The organism is Streptomyces sp. SID5469 (assembly GCF_009862865.1).
GTDB lineage: Bacteria > Actinomycetota > Actinomycetes > Streptomycetales > Streptomycetaceae > Streptomyces > Streptomyces avermitilis.
On sequence record NZ_WWIN01000001.1, the window covers coordinates 5,996,458 to 6,019,241 of the forward strand.

The 22,784-nt window shown below is 69.7% G+C and carries 25 protein-coding genes; 22 read left to right on the plus strand and 3 right to left on the minus strand.

All coding sequences use genetic code 11. The features are described 5' to 3' along the window. The 11 genes from rplO (at window position 1) to truA (ending at window position 8,107) form a co-directional block, all read left to right on the plus strand. On the plus strand, window positions 1–456 hold the full coding sequence (gene rplO / locus GTY58_RS25860) for a 50S ribosomal protein L15 (protein ID WP_010986355.1): 456 nt from the start codon (window positions 1–3) through the stop codon (window positions 454–456). 244 nt (window positions 457–700) lie between these two features. Next, complete coding sequence (gene secY, locus GTY58_RS25865; protein ID WP_010986356.1) at window positions 701–2,017, plus strand: preprotein translocase subunit SecY; 1,317 nt, start codon at window positions 701–703, stop codon at window positions 2,015–2,017. Then, window positions 2,017–2,679, plus strand: coding sequence for an adenylate kinase (locus tag GTY58_RS25870; RefSeq protein WP_010986357.1), 663 nt, complete (start codon window positions 2,017–2,019; stop codon window positions 2,677–2,679). Before secY ends, GTY58_RS25870 begins: the two co-directional genes overlap by 1 nt. 146 nt (window positions 2,680–2,825) lie before the next feature. After that, window positions 2,826–3,662, plus strand: coding sequence for a type I methionyl aminopeptidase (gene map / locus GTY58_RS25875; protein WP_010986358.1), 837 nt, complete (start codon window positions 2,826–2,828; stop codon window positions 3,660–3,662). A 167-nt stretch (window positions 3,663–3,829) separates the two neighbouring features. Beyond that, window positions 3,830–4,051 carry a translation initiation factor IF-1 gene (infA, locus tag GTY58_RS25880; RefSeq protein ID WP_003948620.1) on the plus strand — a complete coding sequence of 74 codons (222 nt, stop codon included), beginning with the start codon at window positions 3,830–3,832 and terminating at the stop codon, window positions 4,049–4,051. Between the two features lie 59 nt (window positions 4,052–4,110). Continuing rightward, a complete protein-coding gene (gene rpmJ / locus GTY58_RS25885; RefSeq protein WP_003974245.1) occupies window positions 4,111–4,224 on the plus strand; it encodes a 50S ribosomal protein L36 in 114 nt (37 codons plus the stop codon). Window positions 4,225–4,427: 203 nt separating this feature from the next. Next, a complete protein-coding gene (gene rpsM / locus GTY58_RS25890) occupies window positions 4,428–4,808 on the plus strand; it encodes a 30S ribosomal protein S13 (RefSeq protein ID WP_010986359.1) in 381 nt (126 codons plus the stop codon). A 97-nt stretch (window positions 4,809–4,905) separates the two neighbouring features. Beyond that, a complete protein-coding gene (gene rpsK / locus GTY58_RS25895) occupies window positions 4,906–5,310 on the plus strand; it encodes a 30S ribosomal protein S11 (protein ID WP_003956432.1) in 405 nt (134 codons plus the stop codon). A gap of 142 nt (window positions 5,311–5,452) precedes the next feature. Beyond that, window positions 5,453–6,475 (plus strand): DNA-directed RNA polymerase subunit alpha, encoded by a 1,023-nt coding sequence (locus GTY58_RS25900; protein WP_003966937.1) that lies wholly within the window; start codon window positions 5,453–5,455, stop codon window positions 6,473–6,475. A 181-nt stretch (window positions 6,476–6,656) separates the two neighbouring features. Next, window positions 6,657–7,160, plus strand: coding sequence for a 50S ribosomal protein L17 (gene rplQ, locus GTY58_RS25905; RefSeq protein WP_010986360.1), 504 nt, complete (start codon window positions 6,657–6,659; stop codon window positions 7,158–7,160). An 89-nt stretch (window positions 7,161–7,249) separates the two neighbouring features. Beyond that, on the plus strand, window positions 7,250–8,107 hold the full coding sequence (gene truA / locus GTY58_RS25910; protein ID WP_010986361.1) for a tRNA pseudouridine(38-40) synthase TruA: 858 nt from the start codon (window positions 7,250–7,252) through the stop codon (window positions 8,105–8,107). Window positions 8,108–8,111: 4 nt separating this feature from the next. Here the strand turns inward: truA and GTY58_RS25915 are convergent, their stop codons facing one another. Further along, on the minus strand, window positions 8,112–8,990 hold the full coding sequence (locus GTY58_RS25915; RefSeq protein WP_037647923.1) for a hypothetical protein: 879 nt from the start codon (window positions 8,988–8,990) through the stop codon (window positions 8,112–8,114). A gap of 381 nt (window positions 8,991–9,371) precedes the next feature. Between GTY58_RS25915 and rplM the strand changes: the two genes are divergently transcribed. The 3 genes from rplM to glmM all read left to right on the plus strand — a co-directional run bounded on the left by rplM (window position 9,372) and on the right by glmM (window position 11,949). After that, window positions 9,372–9,815, plus strand: a complete 444-nt coding sequence (gene rplM, locus GTY58_RS25920) for a 50S ribosomal protein L13 (protein WP_010986363.1) — start codon at window positions 9,372–9,374, stop codon at window positions 9,813–9,815. A gap of 42 nt (window positions 9,816–9,857) precedes the next feature. Next, window positions 9,858–10,379 (plus strand): 30S ribosomal protein S9, encoded by a 522-nt coding sequence (gene rpsI / locus GTY58_RS25925; RefSeq protein ID WP_010986364.1) that lies wholly within the window; start codon window positions 9,858–9,860, stop codon window positions 10,377–10,379. Between the two features lie 211 nt (window positions 10,380–10,590). Then, window positions 10,591–11,949: a phosphoglucosamine mutase gene (gene glmM, locus GTY58_RS25930; RefSeq protein ID WP_010986365.1), complete on the plus strand. Its 1,359-nt coding sequence runs from the start codon at window positions 10,591–10,593 to the stop codon at window positions 11,947–11,949. A gap of 67 nt (window positions 11,950–12,016) precedes the next feature. Here the strand turns inward: glmM and GTY58_RS25935 are convergent, their stop codons facing one another. Continuing rightward, window positions 12,017–12,970, minus strand: coding sequence for a DUF389 domain-containing protein (locus tag GTY58_RS25935; RefSeq protein WP_010986366.1), 954 nt, complete (start codon window positions 12,968–12,970; stop codon window positions 12,017–12,019). Between the two features lie 16 nt (window positions 12,971–12,986). Next, window positions 12,987–13,976, minus strand: a complete 990-nt coding sequence (gene coaA / locus GTY58_RS25940; RefSeq protein WP_010986367.1) for a type I pantothenate kinase — start codon at window positions 13,974–13,976, stop codon at window positions 12,987–12,989. Window positions 13,977–14,145: 169 nt separating this feature from the next. Here coaA and GTY58_RS39795 point away from each other — a divergent pair, with 169 nt between their 5' ends. The 8 genes from GTY58_RS39795 to tsaE all read left to right on the plus strand — a co-directional run bounded on the left by GTY58_RS39795 (window position 14,146) and on the right by tsaE (window position 22,755). Then, complete coding sequence (locus GTY58_RS39795) at window positions 14,146–14,391, plus strand: hypothetical protein (RefSeq protein WP_042493562.1); 246 nt, start codon at window positions 14,146–14,148, stop codon at window positions 14,389–14,391. A 163-nt stretch (window positions 14,392–14,554) separates the two neighbouring features. Further along, a complete protein-coding gene (gene glmS, locus GTY58_RS25945; protein ID WP_010986369.1) occupies window positions 14,555–16,402 on the plus strand; it encodes a glutamine--fructose-6-phosphate transaminase (isomerizing) in 1,848 nt (615 codons plus the stop codon). A 169-nt stretch (window positions 16,403–16,571) separates the two neighbouring features. Continuing rightward, complete coding sequence (locus tag GTY58_RS25950; protein WP_010986370.1) at window positions 16,572–16,943, plus strand: holo-ACP synthase; 372 nt, start codon at window positions 16,572–16,574, stop codon at window positions 16,941–16,943. Window positions 16,944–16,983: 40 nt separating this feature from the next. Then, window positions 16,984–18,414 (plus strand): bifunctional ADP-dependent NAD(P)H-hydrate dehydratase/NAD(P)H-hydrate epimerase, encoded by a 1,431-nt coding sequence (locus tag GTY58_RS25955; RefSeq protein ID WP_010986371.1) that lies wholly within the window; start codon window positions 16,984–16,986, stop codon window positions 18,412–18,414. Window positions 18,415–18,774: 360 nt separating this feature from the next. Continuing rightward, window positions 18,775–19,683: a L,D-transpeptidase gene (locus tag GTY58_RS25960; protein WP_237528890.1), complete on the plus strand. Its 909-nt coding sequence runs from the start codon at window positions 18,775–18,777 to the stop codon at window positions 19,681–19,683. Between the two features lie 68 nt (window positions 19,684–19,751). Beyond that, the gene (gene alr / locus GTY58_RS25965) at window positions 19,752–20,927 is read left to right on the plus strand and encodes an alanine racemase (RefSeq protein ID WP_010986373.1); all 1,176 of its coding nucleotides are present in this window, start codon (window positions 19,752–19,754) and stop codon (window positions 20,925–20,927) included. 90 nt (window positions 20,928–21,017) lie between these two features. Next, complete coding sequence (locus GTY58_RS25970) at window positions 21,018–22,268, plus strand: alpha/beta hydrolase (protein WP_010986374.1); 1,251 nt, start codon at window positions 21,018–21,020, stop codon at window positions 22,266–22,268. Next, on the plus strand, window positions 22,234–22,755 hold the full coding sequence (tsaE, locus tag GTY58_RS25975) for a tRNA (adenosine(37)-N6)-threonylcarbamoyltransferase complex ATPase subunit type 1 TsaE (protein WP_078234501.1): 522 nt from the start codon (window positions 22,234–22,236) through the stop codon (window positions 22,753–22,755). The genes GTY58_RS25970 and tsaE overlap by 35 nt, the downstream gene beginning before the upstream one ends. Window positions 22,756–22,784 lie beyond the last annotated feature (29 nt).

Sequence of the window (22,784 nt, forward strand, 5' to 3'; positions counted from 1 at the left end):
ATGGCGGAGAACAACCCGCTCAAGATCCACAACCTCCGTCCCGCCCCGGGCGCCAAGACCGCGAAGACCCGTGTGGGCCGTGGTGAGGCGTCGAAGGGTAAGACGGCCGGTCGTGGTACCAAGGGCACGAAGGCCCGTTACCAGGTTCCGGAGCGCTTCGAGGGTGGGCAGATGCCCCTCCACATGCGCCTCCCGAAGCTGAAGGGCTTCAAGAACCCGTTCAGGACCGAGTACCAGGTCGTGAACCTCGACAAGCTGACGGCGCTGTACCCGGAGGGTGGCGAGGTCACCGTCGAGGGTCTCGTCGCCAAGGGTGCCGTTCGCAAGAACAGCCTCGTCAAGGTCCTCGGCCAGGGCGAGATCTCCGTGGCGCTGCAGGTGACGGTCGACGCCGTCTCCGGCTCCGCCAAGGAGAAGATCACCGCCGCCGGCGGTACCGTCACCGAGCTCGTCTGAGTCCTTCAGGCGCCTCGATGACTTGAGCGATCCCGACCGGGGATACCCACAAAAGGGGTATCCCCGGTTGGTCGTTCCTAGGGGGCGGTCTCGCCGGTAAGGTGGCTTGCACTGCCAACTTTCACTGCATGTTTCCAATCGGGGGCACGCAGAGCGCCAGTTGACCGTTACGTATTCGTCTGTATCCGTCGAACCTCAAGACCGTCACCCTTGACGCAGTAGCGCGGGGGTCGCAGGAGGCACCGTGCTCACCGCGTTCGCCCGGGCGTTCAGGACGCCCGACCTGCGCAAGAAGCTGCTCTTCACGCTCGCGATCATCGTCGTGTACCGCCTCGGTACGCACATTCCGATCCCGGGCGTCGACTACAAGAACGTCCAGACCTGCATCGACTCAGCGTCGAAGGGCAACCAGGGCCTGTTCGGTCTGGTCAACATGTTCAGTGGTGGCGCGCTGCTGCAGATCACGATCTTCGCGCTCGGCATCATGCCGTACATCACGGCGAGCATCATTCTGCAGCTGCTGACCGTGGTGATCCCGCGTCTCGAAGCCCTCAAGAAGGAGGGACAGGCGGGAACCGCGAAGATCACGCAGTACACCCGTTATCTGACGGTCGCCCTGGCCATCCTTCAGGGCACCGGCCTGGTGGCGACCGCTCGCAGCGGGGCGCTGTTCGGCACCTGCCCGGTGGGCAACCAGATCGTCCCCGACCAGGGGATCTTCACCACCATCACGATGGTCATCTGCATGACCGCCGGTACGGCTGTCGTGATGTGGCTCGGTGAGCTCATCACCGACCGCGGTATCGGCAACGGCATGTCGATCCTGATGTTCATCTCGATCGCCGCGAGCTTCCCGTCCGCGCTGTGGGCGATCAAGCAGCAGGGCTCGCTGGCCGACGGCTGGATCGAGTTCGGCACCGTCATCGCGGTCGGCCTGGTCATGGTCGGTCTGGTGGTCTTCGTCGAGCAGGCCCAGCGCCGTATCCCGGTGCAGTACGCGAAGCGCATGATCGGCCGCCGGTCCTACGGCGGTACGTCCACCTACATCCCGTTGAAGGTGAACCAGGCAGGTGTGATTCCTGTCATCTTCGCGTCGTCGCTGCTCTACATTCCCGCCCTGATCGCGCAGTTCTCCAAGGACACCTCCGGCTGGAAGAGCTGGATCGAACAGAACCTGACCAAGGGCGACCACCCGATTTACATCACGGCTTACTTCCTGCTGATCGTTTTCTTCGCGTTCTTCTACGTGGCGATCTCGTTCAACCCCGAGGAAGTCGCGGACAACATGAAGAAGTATGGTGGCTTCATCCCGGGCATCCGGGCTGGCCGACCGACCGCTGAGTACCTCAGCTACGTGCTCAACCGGATCACCTGGCCGGGTTCGCTGTATCTGGGTCTGATCGCTCTCGTACCGACGATGGCGTTGGTTGGCTTCGGGGCAAGCCAGAACTTCCCGTTCGGTGGTACCAGCATCCTGATCATCGTGGGTGTGGGCCTCGAGACGGTGAAGCAGATTGAGAGCCAGCTTCAGCAGCGCAATTACGAAGGGTTCCTCCGCTGATGCGAATCGTCCTCGTCGGGCCGCCGGGTGCAGGGAAGGGAACGCAGGCCGCGTTCCTCGCCAAGAACCTGGGAATCCCGCACATCTCCACGGGCGACCTCTTCCGGGCCAACATCAGCCAGCAGACCGAGCTCGGCAAGCTGGCCAAGTCCTACATGGACGAGGGCAACCTGGTGCCGGACGAGGTCACCATCGCGATGGCCAAGGACCGCATGGAGCAGCCCGACGCGGTGAACGGCTTCCTCCTCGACGGCTTCCCGCGCAACGTCAAGCAGGCCGAGGCGCTGGACGAGATGCTGAAGTCCGAGGGCATGAAGCTGGACGCCGTGCTGGACCTGGAGGTCCCCGAGGACGAGGTGGTCAAGCGCATCGCCGGCCGCCGCATCTGCCGCAACGACTCGGCGCACGTCTTCCACGTCTCGTACAAGCCGCCGAAGCAGGAAGGCGTCTGCGACGTCTGTGGCGGCGAGCTGTACCAGCGTGACGACGACTCCGAGGAGACCGTCCGCCGGCGGCTGGAGGTCTACCACACGCAGACCGAGCCGATCATCGACTACTACCGGGCGCAGGGCCTGGTCGTGACGATCTCGGCGCTCGGTCCGGTGGAAGAGGTCACCCAGCGCGCGATGGACGCACTCAAGCGCGAGGACGCCAGCAAGTAGGCGTCACACCTGTTCGGCCGCGGTGCCCGTAGGGGTGCCGCGGCCGTACTGTTGTGTAGGCAGAGCGACGGCATGACGTGGCCGCCGGCGGCGAGGTGCGCGGCCGACGGGTCAGAAGACCGAGAAGACGGAGAGCGCAGGACCTCATGGTGCAGATCAAGACCCCCGAGCAGATCGCCAAGATGCGTGAGGCGGGGCTGGTCGTGGCCGCCGTCCATGCGGCCACCAGTGAGGCGGCCGTGCCCGGCGCCACCACGAAGGACCTGGACGAGGTCGCCCGCAAGGTGCTCGCGGAGCACGGTGCCAAGTCGAACTTCCTCGGCTACGGCGGCTTCCCCGCCACGATCTGCACCTCGGTCAACGAGGTCGTCGTCCATGGCATCCCGGACGACAAGACCGTCCTGAAGGACGGCGACGTCATCTCCATCGACGCGGGCGCGATCATCGACGGCTGGCACGGCGACGCCGCCTACACCGCCTTCGTGGGTTCCGGCCACGCTCCGGAGCTGGTCGAGCTCTCCCGGGTGGCGGAGGAGTCGATGTGGGCGGGCATCGCGGCGATGAAGCAGGGCAACCGCCTGGTCGACGTCTCCCGTGCCATCGAGACGTACATCCGCCGCCAGCCGAAGCCGGGCGGCGGCAAGTACGGGATCGTCGAGGACTACGGCGGCCACGGCATCGGCACCGAGATGCACATGGACCCGCACCTGCTGAACTATGTGGAGCGCCGGCGCGGCAAGGGTCCGAAGCTGGTGCCCGGCTTCTGCCTGGCGATCGAGCCGATGGTGTCCCTCGGCACACCGAAGACCGAGGTGCTCGAGGACGACTGGACCGTCATCACCACCGACGGCACGTGGTCCTCGCACTGGGAGCACTCGGTGGCGCTGACGGAGGAGGGCCCGCTGGTCCTCACCGCCCCCGACGGCGGCAAGGCCAAGCTCGCGGAGTACGGGATCACGGCGGCGCCGGACCCGCTCGCATAGGTACGCCTAGGGGCGCTCTCGGTTAATGATCTCCGTAGCTGGGCATTCTCCCTCGATTCGTCTTTCGGAGTGCGCTGACGTAGACTGACTCGTCGGCTCTCGTGCACCCGCATGCCTGCATGCGCTCGTACGAAGTCGATCAAGGTAGTCGATTCGAAAGGCGAAGCGTGGCCAAGAAGCAAGGTGCCATCGAGATCGAGGGCACTGTCGTTGAGTCTCTGCCGAACGCCATGTTCAAGGTTGAGCTCCAGAACGGCCACCAGGTTCTGGCACACATCAGCGGCAAGATGCGTATGCACTACATCCGCATCCTCCCTGACGACCGGGTCGTGGTGGAGCTGTCTCCGTACGACCTGACGCGTGGCCGGATCGTCTACCGGTACAAGTAGATCTTGCCTGTGCCCCGCTTCTGGCGGGGTGGTGGCACTGACCCGGAGAACCTCACCCAATGAAGGTCAAGCCGAGCGTCAAGAAGATCTGCGACAAGTGCAGGGTGATCCGCCGTCACGGCCGGGTCATGGTCATCTGCGACAACCCGCGCCACAAGCAGCGCCAGGGCTGACGCACGACCGCACCCTCTGCATCCGCAGAACTTCGCGCGACGCAAGTAGTACATGTTCATACGCAGATCCCGGACCTGGGCGTTCATTGAGAACACTCGCGTCCGATACCCCCGGTCGGAGGCCGGGGACCCGGTTCGTACCTAGTACGGCGGCCGGGAGCCGGTTCTGTGGAAGACCTCCGAACGACAACTGGAGCCATTGAATGGCACGCGTTTCCGGTGTTGACATCCCGCGTGAAAAGCGCGTGGAGGTTGCCCTCACCTACGTGTTCGGCATCGGCCGGACCCTCTCGCAGAAGACGCTGGCCGAGACCGGCGTCAACCCGAACACCCGCGTCCGTGACCTCTCCGAGGAGGAGCTGGTCCGGATCCGCGAGTACGTGGACAACAACTTCAAGACCGAGGGTGACCTCCGTCGCGAGGTTCAGGCCGACATCCGCCGCAAGGTGGAGATCGGTTGCTACCAGGGTCTGCGTCACCGCCGTGGCCTGCCCGTTCACGGTCAGCGCACCAGCACGAACGCGCGTACCCGCAAGGGCCCGCGTCGCGCCATCGCCGGTAAGAAGAAGCCGGGCAAGAAGTAGTCCTCAGCGGACGCTGCGGAATTCGGGGCTCGCCCCGGAGTGCCGCGAACCAGCGGTCTTCGCTGTAGGACCGACCACCTCCCCGTAGGAGTTATAGATGCCCCCCAAGGGTCGTCAGGGCGCTGCCAAGAAGGTGCGCCGCAAGGAAAAGAAGAACGTCGCTCACGGCCACGCGCACATCAAGAGCACGTTCAACAACACGATCGTCTCGATCACGGACCCCTCGGGCAACGTGATCTCCTGGGCCTCCGCCGGCCACGTCGGCTTCAAGGGCTCGCGCAAGTCCACCCCCTTCGCCGCGCAGATGGCCGCCGAGTCGGCCGCCCGCCGCGCGCAGGAGCACGGCATGCGCAAGGTTGACGTCTTCGTCAAGGGTCCGGGCTCCGGCCGCGAGACCGCGATCCGTTCCCTCCAGGCCACTGGCCTCGAGGTCGGCTCCATCCAGGACGTCACCCCCACCCCGCACAACGGTTGCCGTCCGCCCAAGCGCCGCCGCGTCTGAGGCTCGGTTGTCTTGAGGTTCCGGGCGGTACGGCTCTTCGGAGCGGTGCCGCCCGTACCCTTGCAATACCCGCACCGTGCATCGTGCGGTTCCGTCGGGCGTCAAATAGCGGGCGTCCACGAAAGAAGGATCTGATTCACACATGCTGATCGCTCAGCGTCCCTCGTTGACCGAAGAGGTCGTCGACGAATTCCGCTCCCGGTTCGTGATCGAGCCGCTGGAGCCGGGCTTCGGTTACACCCTCGGCAACTCCCTGCGTCGTACGCTCCTCTCCTCGATCCCGGGTGCGGCGGTCACGTCCATCCGCATCGACGGCGTTCTGCACGAGTTCACCACCGTGCCGGGTGTCAAGGAGGACGTCACCGACCTCATCCTCAACATCAAGCAGCTGGTCGTCTCCTCGGAGCACGACGAGCCGGTCGTGATGTACCTGCGCAAGCAGGGTCCGGGTCTGGTCACCGCCGCCGACATCGCGCCCCCGGCCGGTGTCGAGGTGCACAACCCCGACCTCGTCCTCGCCACGCTCAACGGCAAGGGCAAGCTGGAGATGGAGCTGACCGTCGAGCGCGGTCGCGGCTACGTCTCCGCCGTTCAGAACAAGCAGGTCGGTCAGGAGATCGGGCGCATCCCGGTCGACTCGATCTACTCGCCGGTGCTGAAGGTCACGTACAAGGTCGAGGCGACCCGTGTCGAGCAGCGCACCGACTTCGACAAGCTGATCGTCGACGTCGAGACCAAGCAGGCCATGCGTCCCCGTGACGCCATGGCGTCGGCCGGTAAGACCCTGGTCGAGCTGTTCGGTCTGGCCCGCGAGCTCAACATCGACGCCGAGGGCATCGACATGGGCCCGTCCCCGACGGACGCCGCCCTCGCCGCCGATCTGGCGCTGCCGATCGAGGAGCTGGAGCTCACCGTTCGGTCGTACAACTGCCTCAAGCGTGAGGGCATCCACTCCGTGGGTGAGCTCGTCGCCCGCTCCGAGGCCGACCTCCTGGACATCCGCAACTTCGGTGCGAAGTCCATCGACGAGGTCAAGGCGAAGCTGGCCGGCATGGGCCTGGCCCTCAAGGACAGCCCGCCCGGATTCGACCCGACCGCCGCCGCCGACGCCTTTGGCGCTGACGACGACGCGGACGCCGGGTTCGTCGAGACCGAGCAGTACTAAGAGCTCGGGACCGGCTGCCGGTTCTCGGGTGCGGGTGCGCTGTGGCTTGTCGCGCAGTTCCCCGCGCCCCTTCCGGGGGCGCCTCTACGAGGCTGCCCCCGGATCTCCGACGGGCAATCGCCCGCTCGGACACTGACCTCGGTACCTGATACGGCCGGGGCAGACACCTAGGAGAAACACCATGCCGAAGCCCACCAAGGGTGCCCGTCTGGGCGGCAGCGCCGCGCACGAGAAGCTGCTCCTCGCGAACCTCGCGAAGTCGCTCTTCGAGCACGGCCGCATCACCACCACCGAGGCGAAGGCCCGCCGCCTGCGCCCGTACGCCGAGCGTCTGGTCACCAAGGCGAAGAAGGGTGACCTTCACAACCGCCGCCAGGTGCTCCAGGTGATCACGGACAAGAGCGTCGTGCACACGCTCTTCACCGAGATCGGCCCGCGCTACGAGAACCGTCCCGGTGGCTACACCCGCATCACCAAGATCGGTAACCGCCGTGGCGACAACGCGCCCATGGCTGTCATCGAGCTGGTCGAGGCGCTGACGGTCGCTCAGCAGGCCACGGGTGAGGCCGAGGCCGCCACCAAGCGTTCCGCCAAGGACGCCGAGGCCAAGACCGAGGCTCCCGCCGAGGTCGTCGAGGACACCAAGCCGGCCGACGAGGCCGCCGAGGAGTCGAAGGACGCCTGAGGCTCTGCCTTGCGTTGAGCGGGTCCGCCCTTCGGGGCGGGCCCGCTTTCCCGTTGTGGAGACGTTCTGGCCCTGAGAAGGATCTACGTGTGAGTGATGAAGTACAGCCCGGGTTCGTACGGGTGCGGCTGGACCTGTCGTACGACGGGACCGAGTTCTCGGGGTGGGCCAAGCAGGCCGCGGGGCGCCGGACCGTACAGGGCGAGATCGAGGATGCGCTGCGGACGGTGACGCGGTCGGGCGAGACCACGTACGAGCTGACCGTCGCCGGACGCACCGACGCCGGTGTGCACGCGCGGGGGCAGGTGGCGCATGTCGATCTGCCCGGGGAGCTGTGGGCCGAGCATCAGGAGAAGCTGCTCAAGCGGCTCGCGGGGCGACTGCCCAAGGATGTGCGGGTGTGGTCGCTGACCGAGGCGCCCAGCGGGTTCAACGCGCGGTTCTCGGCCATCTGGCGGCGCTACGCCTACCGCGTCACCGACAACACCGGCGGCGTCGACCCCCTTCTGCGCAGTCACGTCCTCTGGCACGACTGGCCGCTCGACGTCGACGCCATGAACGAGGCCGCCCGACGGCTCGTCGGGGAGCACGACTTCGCCGCCTACTGCAAGAAGCGCGAGGGCGCGACCACCATCCGTACGCTCCAGGAGCTGAGCCTCGTGCGCGGCGACGACGGGGTCATCACCGCCACCGTGTGCGCCGACGCGTTCTGCCACAACATGGTGCGCTCGCTGATCGGGGCGCTGCTGTTCGTGGGGGACGGGCACCGCGGGCCCGACTGGCCGGGGAAGGTGCTCGCCGTGGGTGTGCGCGACTCGGCCGTGCATGTCGTACGGCCGCACGGGCTGACGCTCGAAGAAGTCGGCTACCCCGCCGACGAGCTGCTGGCCGCGCGCAACAAAGAGGCACGGAACAAGCGGACACTGCCCGCGGCGGGGTGCTGCTGAGGTTCTACTTGTTGGCGGCCGCCGAGGCCTGGGCCTCGCCGCGCTGGCGGATCTGGCGGAACGTGTACTCGGCGAGGTCGTCGCCGGTCGTGAAGACCGCGGCGTCCTTCTCCGTCACGTCCTTGCCGTTCGTGAAGCCGGCCAGCGTGAAGTAGGCGTAGCGGCCGTAGGCATTGGTGGTCGAGCGGCAGACCGCCGTACGGCAGAAGGCGGCGACGCCCTGGCCGGGCAGCGAGGTGATGATGCTCTTGTTGTCCGCCGCGGTCTTCGCCTTGCTCGCCTTGGCCTCGGTGTCGAAGACGGCCACGCCCACCGTCACCGCCACGCCGCCCTTGCCGGAGTAGGTGACGCGCATGACGCGGGTGCAGCCGTTGCTGGTGAGGGCCTGCGGAAGCGTGCCCTGCACGGCCGACGCGCAGTTCGTCGTGGAGGCCGTGGCGCCCTTCTGGTAGGCGCGGCCGCCGATCGTCAGCTCGGTGCTCGGGAAGAGGATGTCCGGGCTGAGCGGGGCCGTGTCCTTCTTGGCGCTGGAGATGAAGTCCTTCGGATCCAGCGGGGGTGGGGCCGTCGTCGGGTCGAACGACGGGGCCGGAGCGGTGCTGCTGCTCGGGATGTCCGCCGTGGCCGGCAGGTTGGCGGGCTTGTTCGAGGCCTCGGTGCCGTCATTGGCGGACACCACGGCCACCGCCACGGCGGCACCGATCGCGACCGTGGCGAAGGCACCGCCGACGATCAGCAGCAGTCGACGGCGTTTGTTGCGCGACTCGGACGCTTCGGCGAGCGCCGCCCAGTCCGGAGTCTGATCGGTCTGGTTGCCCCACTGTGGTTGCTGGGAACCCGGTTTCCAGGGATCCCACGGGGGCTCCCCCTGCCCATAGCTCATGGGCCGCATCTTAGACGGGGCTCGGGGGATGCCGTTCCGCTTCGGAAGGCACGTGATTCCCTGGCCTGACCTGACTGCACACGGGCAAAAAAGACATCTCCGGGTGGTTGGTGCAACGGGAAGCGGGCCAGGTACCCTGATAAGCGACATGCGCCTCCTGCTGTCCCCCGTTTTGACCCATCCGGGGCACCGCAGGTATCCTGCATGTTCGTTATGTGTATTGGCTTGCTCATTCTCACGTGAGGGGCCCTTACACCGGTCCACCGGGCCGATGACCAGCGGCAGGACTCGGTTGCGTCACCGAGGTCCGCCAGGGCTGTCGTACATCGTCCGTGGTGGCCATGTCAGGACCCACTCACTGAAGAAGCGAAGGCTACGACCGTGCGTACGTACAGCCCCAAGCCCGGCGACATTACTCGCCAGTGGTACGTCATCGACGCCCAGGATGTCGTCCTGGGCCGTCTGGCGACCACTGCCGCGAACATTCTGCGGGGCAAGCACAAGCCGATCTATGCGCCGCACGTCGACGCTGGTGACTTCGTCATCATCATCAACGCGGACAAGGTCCACCTCTCCGGCAACAAGAAGACCCAGAAGCTGGCGTACCGCCACTCCGGTTACCCGGGTGGTCTGCGCTCCGTCCGTTACGACGAGCTGCTGGCGAAGAACCCCGAGAAGGCCGTCGAGAAGGCCATCAAGGGCATGATCCCCAAGAACACCCTGGGCCGTCAGGTGCTCTCGAAGCTGAAGGTCTACTCGGGCGACCAGCACCCGCACGCTGCCCAGCAGCCGGTGCCGTTCGAGATCACCCAGGTCGCGCAGTAGTTCCGGCCACCCCCTAAGACTGAACAGAATCTGAGGAGAATCGTGGCCGAGACCACCGTTGAGCAGCCGGTCGAAGAGACCGAGGTTGTCGACATCGAGAGCTACACCACCGAGTCCGAGGTCCCCGTCGAGGGCGAGTACACCTCCGAGTCGGTGGCGTCCCGCTTCGGCGAGCCGCAGCCGGCCGCCGGCCTGGGCCGTCGCAAGAACGCCATCGCCCGCGTCCGGATCGTCCCGGGCACCGGCAAGTGGAAGATCAACGGCCGCACCCTTGAGGACTACTTCCCCAACAAGGTGCACCAGCAGGAAGTCAACGAGCCCTTCAAGGTGCTCGAGCTCGAGGGCCGCTACGACGTCATCGCCCGTATCTCGGGTGGCGGTGTCTCCGGTCAGGCCGGTGCGCTCCGTCTGGGTGTCGCCCGTGCGCTGAACGAGGCCGACGTCGACAACAACCGCGGCGCGCTCAAGAAGGCCGGCTTCCTCAAGCGCGACGACCGTGCGGTCGAGCGCAAGAAGGCCGGTCTCAAGAAGGCCCGTAAGGCCCCGCAGTACAGCAAGCGCTAATCGCTGCCTGCTTCGTACGACCGTTCGCCCCGGCGGCACGCTGTGTGCCGCCGGGGCGTTCGTTTATCACGGCCAGGGGCGTATAACGACACAAGGCGCTCAAAGGCTTGCGTGATTGGATGCTTATCGAAACTGACCCTTTGTCGGTTTCCTGAGTCTCTTCAAGCCTCTTCAGGCTTCTTCGAGAATTGCGAATGTTCGGAGGACACCAGTGGGACGACTCTTCGGCACGGACGGCGTGCGCGGTGTCGCCAACGCGGATCTGACGGCTGAGCTCGCGCTCGGCCTCTCTGTCGCGGCGGCACACGTACTGGCCGAGGCGGGCACGTTCGAGGGCCACCGGCCGGTGGCGGTCGTCGGGCGGGATCCGCGCGCGTCCGGGGAGTTCCTGGAGGCCGCCGTGGTCGCGGGCCTGGCCAGCGCGGGCGTGGACGTCCTGCTTGTCGGTGTGCTGCCCACCCCCGCGGTGGCGCACCTCACCGGCGCGCTGGGCGCCGACCTCGGCGTGATGCTCTCCGCCAGCCACAACGCCATGCCGGACAACGGCATCAAGTTCTTCGCCCGTGGTGGTCACAAGCTGGCCGACGATCTCGAGGACCGGATCGAGGCCGTCTACGAGGAGCACCGCACCGGCGCTCCCTGGGACCGGCCCACCGGTGCGGGCGTCGGCCGCGTGACGTCGTACGGCGAAGGCGCCGACCAGTACGTCGCCCATCTGATGAGCGTGCTTCCGAACCGGCTCGACGGGATCAAGGTCGTCCTCGACGAGGCGCACGGTGCCGCCGCCCGGGTCTCGCCCGACGCGTTCACGCGGGCCGGGGCCGAGATCATCACGATCGGTGCCGAGCCGGACGGGCTCAACATCAACGACGGCTGCGGCTCCACGCACCTGGCGAAGCTCCGGGCCGCTGTCGTCGAGCACGGCGCCGATCTCGGTATCGCGCACGACGGTGACGCCGACCGCTGCCTCGCCGTGGACCACACTGGTGCCGAGGTGGACGGCGACCAGATCCTGGCCGTACTCGCGCTGGCGATGCGGGAGCGTTCCGCACTGCGCTCCGACACCGTTGTCGCGACGGTCATGTCCAACCTGGGCTTCAAGCTGGCCATGGAACGCGAGGGGCTGTCCTTCGTGCAGACCGCGGTCGGCGACCGCTACGTCCTGGAGGAGATGAAGGAGCACGGCTACGCCCTCGGCGGCGAGCAGTCCGGGCACGTCATCATCCTGGACCACGCGACCACCGGTGACGGCACGCTGACCGGGCTGCTGCTGGCGGCGCGGGTCGCGCAGACGGGCCGTACGCTCCAGGACCTCGCGTCCGTCATGGAGCGGCTGCCGCAGGTGCTCGTGAATGTTCCGGACGTCGACAGGGCGCGGGTGAAGACCTCCGCCGAGCTGGCCACCGCGGTGGCCGAGGCCGAGCGTGAACTGGGTGCCACCGGGCGGGTGTTGCTGCGTCCGTCGGGGACCGAGCCGCTGGTGCGGGTCATGGTGGAGGCGGCTGACATCGAGCAGGCGCGGTCGGTCGCGGGGCGGCTCGCCGACGCGGTGAAGTCCGCGCTCGGGTAGCGGCCGGGGGTTGTGCCGGTGGGGAGCCGCGGCCGTGCGTGACTGGTCGCGCGGTTCCCCGCCCCCCTCAAGGGGTGCTCGGCCGACCGGCGTTGTGGCGCTGCCGCTGCCTGGTCCAGAAGTACTTCTGGGCCAGCAGGGTGAGGGTGCCCGCGAGGACGATCCCGAGCAGGTTCAGGAGCAGTTGCTCGGTGGAGCCCCAGGCCTGGTGGTACTCGCCGTACGCGAAGGCGACCGCGGCGTTCGAGGCGGCCGGGACCGTGGTCACCGAGATCGCCACGCCGACCAGGGCCCCCGACTTCGCCGAGGTGAGGGAGAGGGTGCCGGCGACGCCCGCGAGGACGGCCACGACGAAGGAGAACGCGTCGGGCCGGTAGATGAAGTTGGTGTTCGGGCGCTCGGCGTCCAGCTTGACCGCGCTGAACAGGTCCACCGCGTCCATGAGGTACGTGAAGCCGACCGTTACCAGCAGGGCGACCGCGAAGCCCACCAGGAGCGCGACCAGCGAGCGCAGGGCGAGGCGCGGGGCCCGCTGGACCAGGGCCGTGCAGAAGCCCGCCAGCGGGCCGAACTCCGGGCCCACCGCCATCGCGCCCACGATCAGGATCGCGTTGTCGAGGACGACCCCGCAGGCCGCGATCATCGTGGCGAGCGTGAGGAAGGCGACGTACGTTATCGACAGCGTCGACTCCTCGTGCGTCGCGCCCTCCAGGTGCTCCCACAGCACCGCGTCCGCGCCCTCGCCCGGTGCCTCGTCCTCCGCGTCGGCGGCGCGCTTCGACAGCGACAGGTCGATGTTCTCGACGGCGATCGAGCCGGTCCTGTCGAGGCCCAACCGGCGGAGCCCGGCGATCAGTTCGTCGCCGGCCTCGCGGGCGACGTCGCACATCACGACATCTCCCGCGGGGTTGCGGGCGGCGCCCGGCAGCACGACCAGGTGGGTGGTGCCGACCGTGCTCTCGATCAGACGGACCACGTCGTCGGTCGTGCCGGACGGGGTGATCAGACGCAGGTGCAGCATGGCCGCAGCGTAGCCGTCACAGTTTGCGCAGGCTCAGGCGCTGCACCTTGTGGTCGGGGCCCTTGCGGACGACGAGGGCGGCCCGGCCGCGGGTCGGGGCCACGTTCTCCAGCAGGTTCACCTTGTTGATGGTCCGCCAGGTCGTGCGCGCGTAGTCGAGCGCCTCGTCCTCGGAGACCTGGGTGTACCTGCGGAAGTACGAGGACGGGTTCTGGAAGGCGGTGGCGCGCAGCTTGCGGAAGCGGTTCAGGTACCAGCGCTCGATGTCCTCGGGGCGGGCGTCGACGTACACGCTGAAGTCGAAGTAGTCGGCGAGTCCGACGCGGGTGCGGCCGTCCTTGCCCGGCAGGGCGGGCTGGAGCACGTTCAGGCCCTCGACGATCAGGATGTCCGGGCGGCGGACCGTGAGCTTCTGGCCGGGGACGATGTCGTAGATCAGGTGGGAGTAGACCGGGGCCGTCACCTCGTCCTTGCCCGCCTTGATGTCGGCGACGAAGCGGGTGAGCGCGCGGCGGTCGTACGACTCGGGGAATCCCTTCCGCGACATCAGGCCGCGGGCCTCGAGCTCCTTGGTGGGGAGGAGGAACCCGTCCGTCGTCACCAGTTCGACGCGCGGGTGTTCGGGCCAGCGGGACAGGAGGGCCTGGAGAAGGCGGGCGACGGTGGACTTCCCGACCGCCACCGAGCCGGCGACCCCGATGACGAACGGGGTGCCGGACTGGGAGCCCTGCTCGCCGAGGAAGGTGTTCAGCGCGCCGCGCAGGCCGTCGGTCGCTCCCACGTACAGATTGAGGAGGCGCGACAGCGGCAGATAGATGTCCCGTACTTCGTCGAGGTCGATGACGTCGCCCAGGCCGCGCAGCTTCTCGACCTCCTCGGCGTTCAGCGGGAGCGGCGTCTTTTCGCGCAGAGCGCTCCACTCGGCACGGGTGAGGTCGAGGTAGGGAGTCGCCTCCGGCCTGGACCGGTGGGCGCTCCGGGGTATCGAGGAGACCGGAGAGATCACAGTCCATTGTTACGGGAGTTTGAACGGAGCGGCGGGTGGGGTGCGTCACCCTCGTCTTGGTGAGAGCTGTGCGCCAGGTATGGACCGCGGTGGCGGACGGGGATAGCTTCCCGCCATCCGGGAGCGAGCCGCCTCCTGGAACGACCGGGGGGTTGGGGTGGCTTCTGCCATGCGTATCCGTGATGTGCACATCCGCGATCTGTTACGCCGTACACCCGCGTGCCCGCAGCCCGATCTCGCCGGAAAGGTGTGCAGCGAACTCGCCACCGATCTGCCGGACGAGGATCTCGGGGAGGACCTCAACGACTGTCTCGCCCTGTACGAGCTGGGCAGCAAGCCGCGCTGCGAGGAGGTCGAGTACCTCGGCATGGTGCAGGACGCGATCGACCGGATCGCGCGTGGGGACCGGGAGTGAGGCGGGTGTGAGCCGGGAGTGAGCGTGGAGCGGCTGGAAGGTCGCTCAGGAGGCTCGGGTGCCGGGGTACGGCTCGGCGGGGCGGCCGTACCCCGGTGAGAATTTCCGATTTCGGGCACGGACTGCCGTGTTCGGGCGGCTCTCGGCGCCTAGGCTGCCGCTCATGTGCGGAATCGTGGGATACGTGGGGTCGCAGTCGGCGCTCGATGTCGTGATGGCCGGACTGAAGCGGCTCGAGTACCGGGGGTACGACTCGGCGGGCGTCGCCGTGCCGGCGGACGGTGGGATGGCGGCCGCCAAGAAGGCCGGCAAGCTGGTCAATCTGGAGAAGGAACTGGTCGAACGGCCGCTGCCGGCCGGTACGACGGGCATCGGGCACACCCGGTGGGCCACGCACGGGGGGCCGACGGACGCCAACGCGCATCCGCACCTCGACAACGCGGGCCGCGTCGCCGTCGTGCACAACGGGATCATCGAGAACTTCGCCCTGCTGCGGGCCGAGTTGGCCGAGCGGGGCCACGACCTCGCCTCCGAGACGGACACCGAGGTCGTCGCGCATCTGCTCGCCGAGGAGTTCTCGGCGAGCGCCGATCTGGCGGAGGCGATGAGGCTGGTGTGCCGGCGCCTGGAGGGCGCGTTCACGCTGGTCGCGGTGCACGCCGATGAGCCGGACGTGGTCGTGGGGGCCCGGCGGAACTCGCCGCTCGTGGTGGGCGTCGGGGACGGCGAGGCCTTCCTCGCCTCGGACGTGGCCGCGTTCATCGCCCACACGCGGTCGGCGATCGAGCTGGGCCAGGACCAGGTGGTGGAGCTGCGCCGGGACGGGGTGACGGTCACCGGTTTCGACGGCCGACCCGCCGACGTGCGCTCCTATCACGTCGACTGGGACGCCTCGGCGGCGGAAAAGGGCGGCTACGACTACTTCATGCTCAAGGAGATCGCCGAGCAGCCCAAGGCGGTCGCCGACACGCTCCTGGGCCGTATCGACGCGGCCGGCTCGCTGACGCTCGACGAGCTGCGGATCTCGGCCGCCGAGCTGCGCGAGGTCGACAAGGTCGTGATCGTGGCGTGCGGTACGGCCTTCCACGCCGGGTTGATCGCCAAGTACGCCATCGAGCACTGGACGCGGATCCCGTGCGAGGTCGAGCTGGCGAGCGAGTTCCGCTACCGGGACCCGATCCTGGGCGCGCGCTCGCTGGTCATCGCCATCTCGCAGTCCGGCGAGACCATGGACACGCTGATGGCGCTCCGGCACGCCCGCGAGCAGGGCTCCAAGGTGCTGGCGATCTGCAACACCAACGGCTCGACGATCCCGCGCGAGTCGGACGCGGTGCTGTACACGCACGCCGGGCCCGAGGTCGCGGTGGCGTCCACGAAGGCGTTCCTGACGCAGCTCGTCGCCTGCTATCTGGTGGCGCTGTACCTGGGCCAGGTGCGGGGCACCAAGTGGGGCGACGAGATCCAGGCCGTGATCCGCGACCTGTCCCGGATCTCGAACGAGGTCGAGCGGGTCCTGGAGACCATGGAGCCGGTGCGGGAGCTGGCGCGCTCGCTCGCCGACAAGAAGACGGTGCTGTTCCTGGGGCGGCACGTGGGTTATCCGGTGGCCCTGGAGGGCGCCCTGAAGCTCAAGGAACTCGCCTACATGCATGCCGAGGGCTTCGCGGCGGGCGAGCTGAAGCACGGGCCGATCGCGCTGATCGAGGAGGATCTGCCGGTGGTGGTCGTGGTGCCGTCCCCGCGCGGACGGTCCGTGCTGCACGACAAGATCGTCTCCAATATCCAGGAGATCCGGGCGCGGGGTGCGCGCACGATCGTGATCGCGGAGGAGGGCGACGAGACGGTGGTGCCGTACGCCGACCATCTGATCCGGATCCCGGCGACGCCCACGCTCCTTCAGCCGCTCGTCGCCACGGTGCCGCTCCAGGTCTTCGCGTGCGAGCTGGCGACGGCGCGCGGCAACGAGGTGGACCAGCCGCGGAACCTGGCGAAGTCGGTCACCGTGGAGTGAGCGGCGGGGGCGCCGCGGTGCGGGCGGCGGTGGTCGCTGTGGCGTGTGCGGCGTGGTCGCTGTGACGTGAGCGGCGTGAGCGGCGTGAGCGGTGTGTGCGGCGAGTTCGCCGTGGCGTGAGCGGGCGGGGTCGCCCGGAAGGGCCCGTACGTCGCCGTAGGGTGCGGGCATGAGCATTATCGGGGTCGGTATCGACGTGGCGGAGATCGACCGGTTCCGGGCGTCGCTGGAACGGACGCCTGGACTGGCCGACCGCCTGTTCCTGGAACGGGAGTTGCTGCTCCCGAACGGCGAACGCCGGGGCATCGCCTCCCTCGCGGCCCGGTTCGCGGCGAAGGAGGCGGTCGCCAAGGCCCTCGGCGCCCCCGGGGGCCTGTACTGGACCGACGCGGAGGTCTGGGTCGAGGACAGCGGCCGGCCGCGGCTGCGCGTGACGGGCACGGTCGCGGCACGGGCCGCCGAACTCGGCGTGCAGTCCTGGCACGTGTCGCTGAGTCATGACGCGGGGGTGGCTTCGGCGGTGGTGGTGGCCGAGGGGTGACATCGCGCGCTTCGCCCGGCCGTGCGGGAGACTCGGGGGCATGCGTACTGCGTACAGCGTGGAGACGGTGAGGTCGGCGGAGCGTTCGCTCATGGCGAGGCTTCCGGAGGGGGCGCTGATGCAGCGCGCCGCCGCGGGACTGGCCGCGGCCTGCGCCCAGTTGCTCGGCCGGGTGTACGGGCGGCGGATCGTGCTGCTGGTGGGCAGCGGGGACAACGGCGGGGACGCCCTGTATGCCGGAGCCCGGCTGGCCCGGCGCGGAGCGGGTGTCACGGCGGTGCTGCTCGCGGCCGGGCGCGCCCACGCCTCAGGGCTGGCGGCGCTGCGCCGGGCGGGCGGCAGCGTGACGGGGACCGGCCCCGCCGAGGAGCTGATCCGGCGGGCCGACCTCGTGGTCGACGGCATCGTCGGCATCGGCGGCAAGGGCGGACTGCGGCCGGACGCCGCGCTCCTGGCCGAGTCCGTCGAGCGGTCCGGGGCGGCCGTCGTCGCCGTCGACCTGCCCAGTGGCGTCGACGCCGACACCGGCGAGGTGCCGGGCGCGGCCGTGCGGGCCGACCTGACCGTGACCTTCGGGACGCACAAGCCGGGGCTGCTCATCGATCCGGCGCGGGAGTACGCCGGTTCCGTGCGGCTCGTGGACATCGGGCTCGAACTGCCCGACGGGCCCGACCTGGAGGCGTTGCAGCACGCGGACGTGGCGCGGCTGCTGCCGGTGCCGGGGGCCGAGAGCGACAAGTACCGGCGGGGTGTCGTCGGGATCGCGGCCGGGTCGGCGCGGTACCCGGGCGCGGCCGTGCTCGCCGTGGCCGGCGCGCTGCGCGGCGGGGCGGGTGCCGTGCGGTACGTCGGGCCGGCCGGGGACGCCGTGCTCGCCCGCTTCCCGGAGACGCTCGTGTCCGACAAGGGGCCGAAGCAGGCCGGGCGGGTGCAGGCCTGGGTCGTGGGGCCCGGCGCCGGGGACGACGCGCCGGTGGTCGCGGAGGTGCTGGCGGCGGACGTGCCCGTGCTGGTGGACGCGGACGGGCTCCGGCTGGCCGGCCGGGACGCCGTACGCGGCCGTACGGCGCCCACGCTGATGACTCCGCACGCGGGGGAGGCGGCGGCGCTGCTCGGGGTGTCGCGCGAGGAGGTCGAGCGGGCACGGCTCGTCTCGGTACGGGAACTGGCGGGGCGTTATGGAGCGACGGTGCTCCTCAAGGGGTCCACGACGCTGGTGGCGGACTCGGGGGGCGGGGCCGTACGGGTGAATTCGACGGGCACGTCCTGGCTGGCCACCGCGGGGAGCGGGGACGTGCTGTCCGGGCTGGCGGGGTCGCTGCTGGCGGCGGGACTCCCGGCTCTGGACGCGGGAAGCGTGGCGGCGTACCTGCACGGGCTCGCGGGGCGGTACGCGGCGGACGGAGCCCCGATGGGGGCCCACGACCTGGCGGAGACGATCCCGGAGGCCTGGCGCGACGTGCGCGACTGACGCGACGTGCGCGACTGAGCGGGCGGCCTGGGCGGAGGCCGCGCGGTAGGCATGCCGCTGAGCGGGCGCCCTGAGCGGGGGCTGAGCGGTAGGCGGGCGGCCTGGCCGGCGGTTGCGGTGCCGGCCGGGCCGTACGTGCGTGGCTGGGCAGGCGGTTGCGGCGGTGGCCGGGCTGTACGTGCGGGGCCGTGTCGTGCGTGCGGGGCCGTGCCGTGCGTGTGGCCGACTCGGCGGCCGGGGCGTACGTACTTGGCCGCGCAGGTCGCCGGGAGCGGCGTCCGGCGGGGTGTACGGCTGCGTATGGGTGACATCGCCGCGCGGCTTCCCCCGGCGCCCCGCCCCGCCGCGTTCGCTGATTGCATGATCAGCACACGAATGGCGTGCCGCGGTGCCGCGGGACTGCTCGCGGTGGCCACCGCGCTCCCCGCACTGACCGCGTGCGGCGCCGTCGCCCAGCCGCCGCCACCCCCCGCCCCCGGCCCGGGCAGCGAACTCGCCGCACTCGTCCCGGGCGTGCCCCCGGGCCCCCAGCAGCCCTGGCAGGTCGACACGCCCGACCAGGCCCTCCCGCCCCAGGTGTACACACCCCATGCCGAAGAGGACGCCGGCGAGCCGCGGGACGCCGCCCGCGGGGCCGACGCCCTCGTCGAGTACGTCCCCCTCGGCGACGCCGTCGCGCAGCAGGCGTGCAGCAAGCGCACCGGCCCCTACCAGCGTCAGGTCGAGCGGTGGCTGAAGCTCAAGGTCGACGGGAAGCAGTCCGGCGCCGACTGCGTCGCCGTCCGCGCCTTCCAGACCCGCTACAAGATCAAGCCCGCCATCGGCTACGCCGGGCCCGTCACCTGGGCCCACATGCAGCTCCTGTCCGCCCGGAAGAACCCGAACGCCGCCGGGAAGTGCCCGGTGCGCACGTACCGCGTCGCCTGCGTCGACCTGGCGCGTCAGCTCACCTGGGTGCAGAAGGGGCAGAAGGTCGTCTACGGGCCCGTGCCGATGCGCAGCGGACGCGCCGGGTACCGCACCAGGACCGGGTGGTTCACGGTCTACTGGAAGCACAAGAACCACGTGTCCACGATCTACAACACCCCCATGCCGTACAGCCAGTTCTTCAGCGGCGGCCAGGCCTTCCACGCCGTCTACGGCGACATCTACAACCCCAACGGCTCCTGGGGCTGCGTGAACCTGCGGCTCGCCGACGCCCGCACGCTGTGGGGCGTGCTGAAGAAGAACGACCGGGTGTACGTGTGGGGGCGCAGGGCCGGCACATGAGCGGGGCGAGCGGCCGAGAGCCACGGCGCTCGGGGCCTGTCGTACCCCTCTGAGACACTGGGGGCGCGATGACGACAAGAGAGACAGCGCCCCTGCGCGCCCGCGCCGAGATCGACCTGGCGGCCCTGCGGGCCAACGTGCGGACCCTGCGCGCCCACGCGCCCGCCGCGGCCCTCATGGCCGTGGTGAAGTCCGACGCGTACGGCCATGGGGCGATTCCGTGTGCCCGCGCCGCCGTCGAGGCCGGTGCCACCTGGCTGGGCACCGCCACGCCGGAGGAGGCCCTCGCACTGCGCGCGGCCGGGCTGCCGGGGCGCATCATGTGCTGGCTCTGGGTCCCCGGCGGCCCCTGGCGCGAGGCGATCGACGCCGACATCGACCTGGGCGTCAGCGGGCTGTGGGCGCTGCGCGAGGTCGTCGAGGCGGCGGCCGGAGCGGGCGCGCCCGCGCGTGTCCAGCTGAAGGCCGACACCGGGCTCGGGCGCAACGGCTGCCAGCCGGAGGACTGGCCGGGGCTCGTCGCCGAGGCGCTGCGCGCCGAGGCCGCGGGGCTCGTCCGGGTCACCGGCCTCTGGTCGCACCTCGCCTGCGCGGACGAGCCCGGGCACCCCTCCATCGAGGCCCAACTCGCCCTGTTCCGCCAGATGGTGGCGTACGCGGAGCGGCAGGGCGTGCGCCCCGAGGTGCGGCACATCGCCAACTCGCCCGCCACGCTGACCCTGCCGGACAGTCACTTCGACCTCGTCCGTACGGGGATCGCGGTGTACGGCATCTCGCCCAGCCCCGAGCTGGGCGTCCCCGCCGACTTCGGGCTGCGCCCGGTCATGACGCTCGCCGCGTCCCTCGCGCTGGTGAAGCACGTACCGGGCGGTCACGGCGTCAGTTACGGGCATCACTACGTCACCCCGGGCGCCACCACCCTCGGCCTCGTCCCCGTCGGCTACGCGGACGGCATCCCGCGCCACGCCTCCGGTTCCGGGCCCGTCCTGATCGGCGGCAAGTGGCGGACGGTCGCGGGGCGGATCGCGATGGACCAGTTCGTGGTCGACCTGGGCGGCGACGAGCCCGGGGCGGGCGCGGAGGCGGTGCTCTTCGGCCCCGGCGACCGCGGGGAGCCCACGGCGGAGGACTGGGCGAAGGCGGCGGGCACGATCGCGTACGAAATCGTGACCCGGATCGGAACCCGCGTGCCGCGCGTCTACGTGAAGGTGAATAACCAACAAGACGGGGAAGCGAACAGGTAGTCGGTAGTCGATCACGCTGACCCGGGTCATGTGAACGACCATGTGTACACGACACGACGAGCGAAGCCGCCTGGCGAGGAGGAGCGGGACGTGAGCGAGAGCAGCGCGGAGGCCGTGGAGGTCGCGGCGGCCGTCGCGAGCGCGGCCTCGGCCGCCTCCGCCGCCGGGAACTGGCGCAGGGCCGGGATCGCGGGCGCCGCGATAGGCGTGGTGGCCGCGGGTGCCGCCGCCGGTGTCGCCATCGAGCGGCTCACCGTCGGCCGCGGCATGCGCCGCAAGGCCAGGCTCGCGCTCGACTCGGCGGCACCGTACGGCACGCTGCGCGGCACCCCCGCCAAGGCGTACGCGGACGACGGCACCGCGCTGTACTACGAGGTCGACGACGTCGAGCCGGACGCCACGCTCGCGCCGCGCCGCCGCCGGCTGTTCGGGCGCAAGGCCCCGGCCCCGGTCACCGTCGTCTTCAGTCACGGCTACTGCCTCAACCAGGACTCGTGGCACTTCCAGCGGGCCGCGTTGCAGGGTGTGGTGCGCATGGTGCACTGGGACCAGCGCAGCCACGGGCGGTCCGGGCGCGGGGTCGCCCAGGTGCAGGACGGGTCCCCCGTCACCATCGATCAGCTCGGAAACGACCTCAAGGCCGTCATCGACGCGGCCGTGCCCGAGGGGCCGATCGTGCTCGTCGGGCACTCCATGGGCGGCATGACGGTCATGGCCCTCGCCGACCGGTACCCCGAGCTGATCCGCGACCGCGTCGTCGGCGTCGCTCTCGTGGGTACGTCGTCGGGGCGGCTCGGCGAGGTCAACTTCGGGCTGCCCGTCGCGGGCGTCAACGTCGTGCGGCGCGTCCTGCCCCAGGTGCTGAAGGCGCTGGGGCAGCAGGCCGAGCTGGTGGAGCGGGGGCGGCGGGCGACGGCCGACCTGTTCGCGGGGATCATCAAGCGGTACTCGTTCGCGTCCCGGGACGTCGATCCGGCGGTCGAGCGGTTCGCCGAGCGGATGATCGAGGGCACGCCGATCGACGTGGTCGCCGAGTTCTACCCGGCGTTCACCGACCACGACAAGACGGCGGCGCTGGCCAGCTTCACGGAGCTGCCGGTGCTCGTCCTCGCCGGCGTCAAGGACCTGGTGACCCCGAGCGAGCACAGTGAGGCGATCGCCGACCTGCTGCCGGACGCGGAGCTGGTGCTCGTGCCGGACGCCGGACACCTCGTGATGCTGGAACACCCCGAGGTGGTCACGGACCGCCTCGCCGACCTCCTCATGCGCTCGGGTGCGGTCCCCGCAGGAGCTACCGTGGGTGGCTATGGAAGCACCAGCAGCAGCGCGCAACCCGGGTGAGATCGTGTCCGTCGAATTGATCGTCAACGCTCCCGACCAGATGCGGGAGCTGGGCCACCGGCTGGCCAAACTGCTGCGCGCGGGCGACCTCGTGATGCTCAACGGGGAGCTGGGCGCCGGCAAGACGACACTGACGCGCGGCCTCGGCGCGGGGCTCGGGGTCCGGGGCGCGGTCACCTCCCCGACCTTCGTGATCGCGCGTGTACACCCCTCCCTCGGTGACGGTCCGCCCCTGGTCCACGTGGACGCGTACCGCCTGGGCGGCGGACTCGACGAGATGGAGGACCTCGACCTCGACGTCTCGCTGTCCGACTCGGTGATCGTCGTGGAGTGGGGCGAGGGCAAGGTCGAGGAACTGACCGACGACCGGCTGAACGTCGTCATCCACCGTGCCGTCGGTGACACCACCGACGAGGTACGGCATGTCACGGTCACGGGGCTCGGGGAGCGGTGGGCGACCGTGGATCTGGGCGTGCTCTCCGCCTGATCGCACGGCGATCACCAGCAGTCACCAGC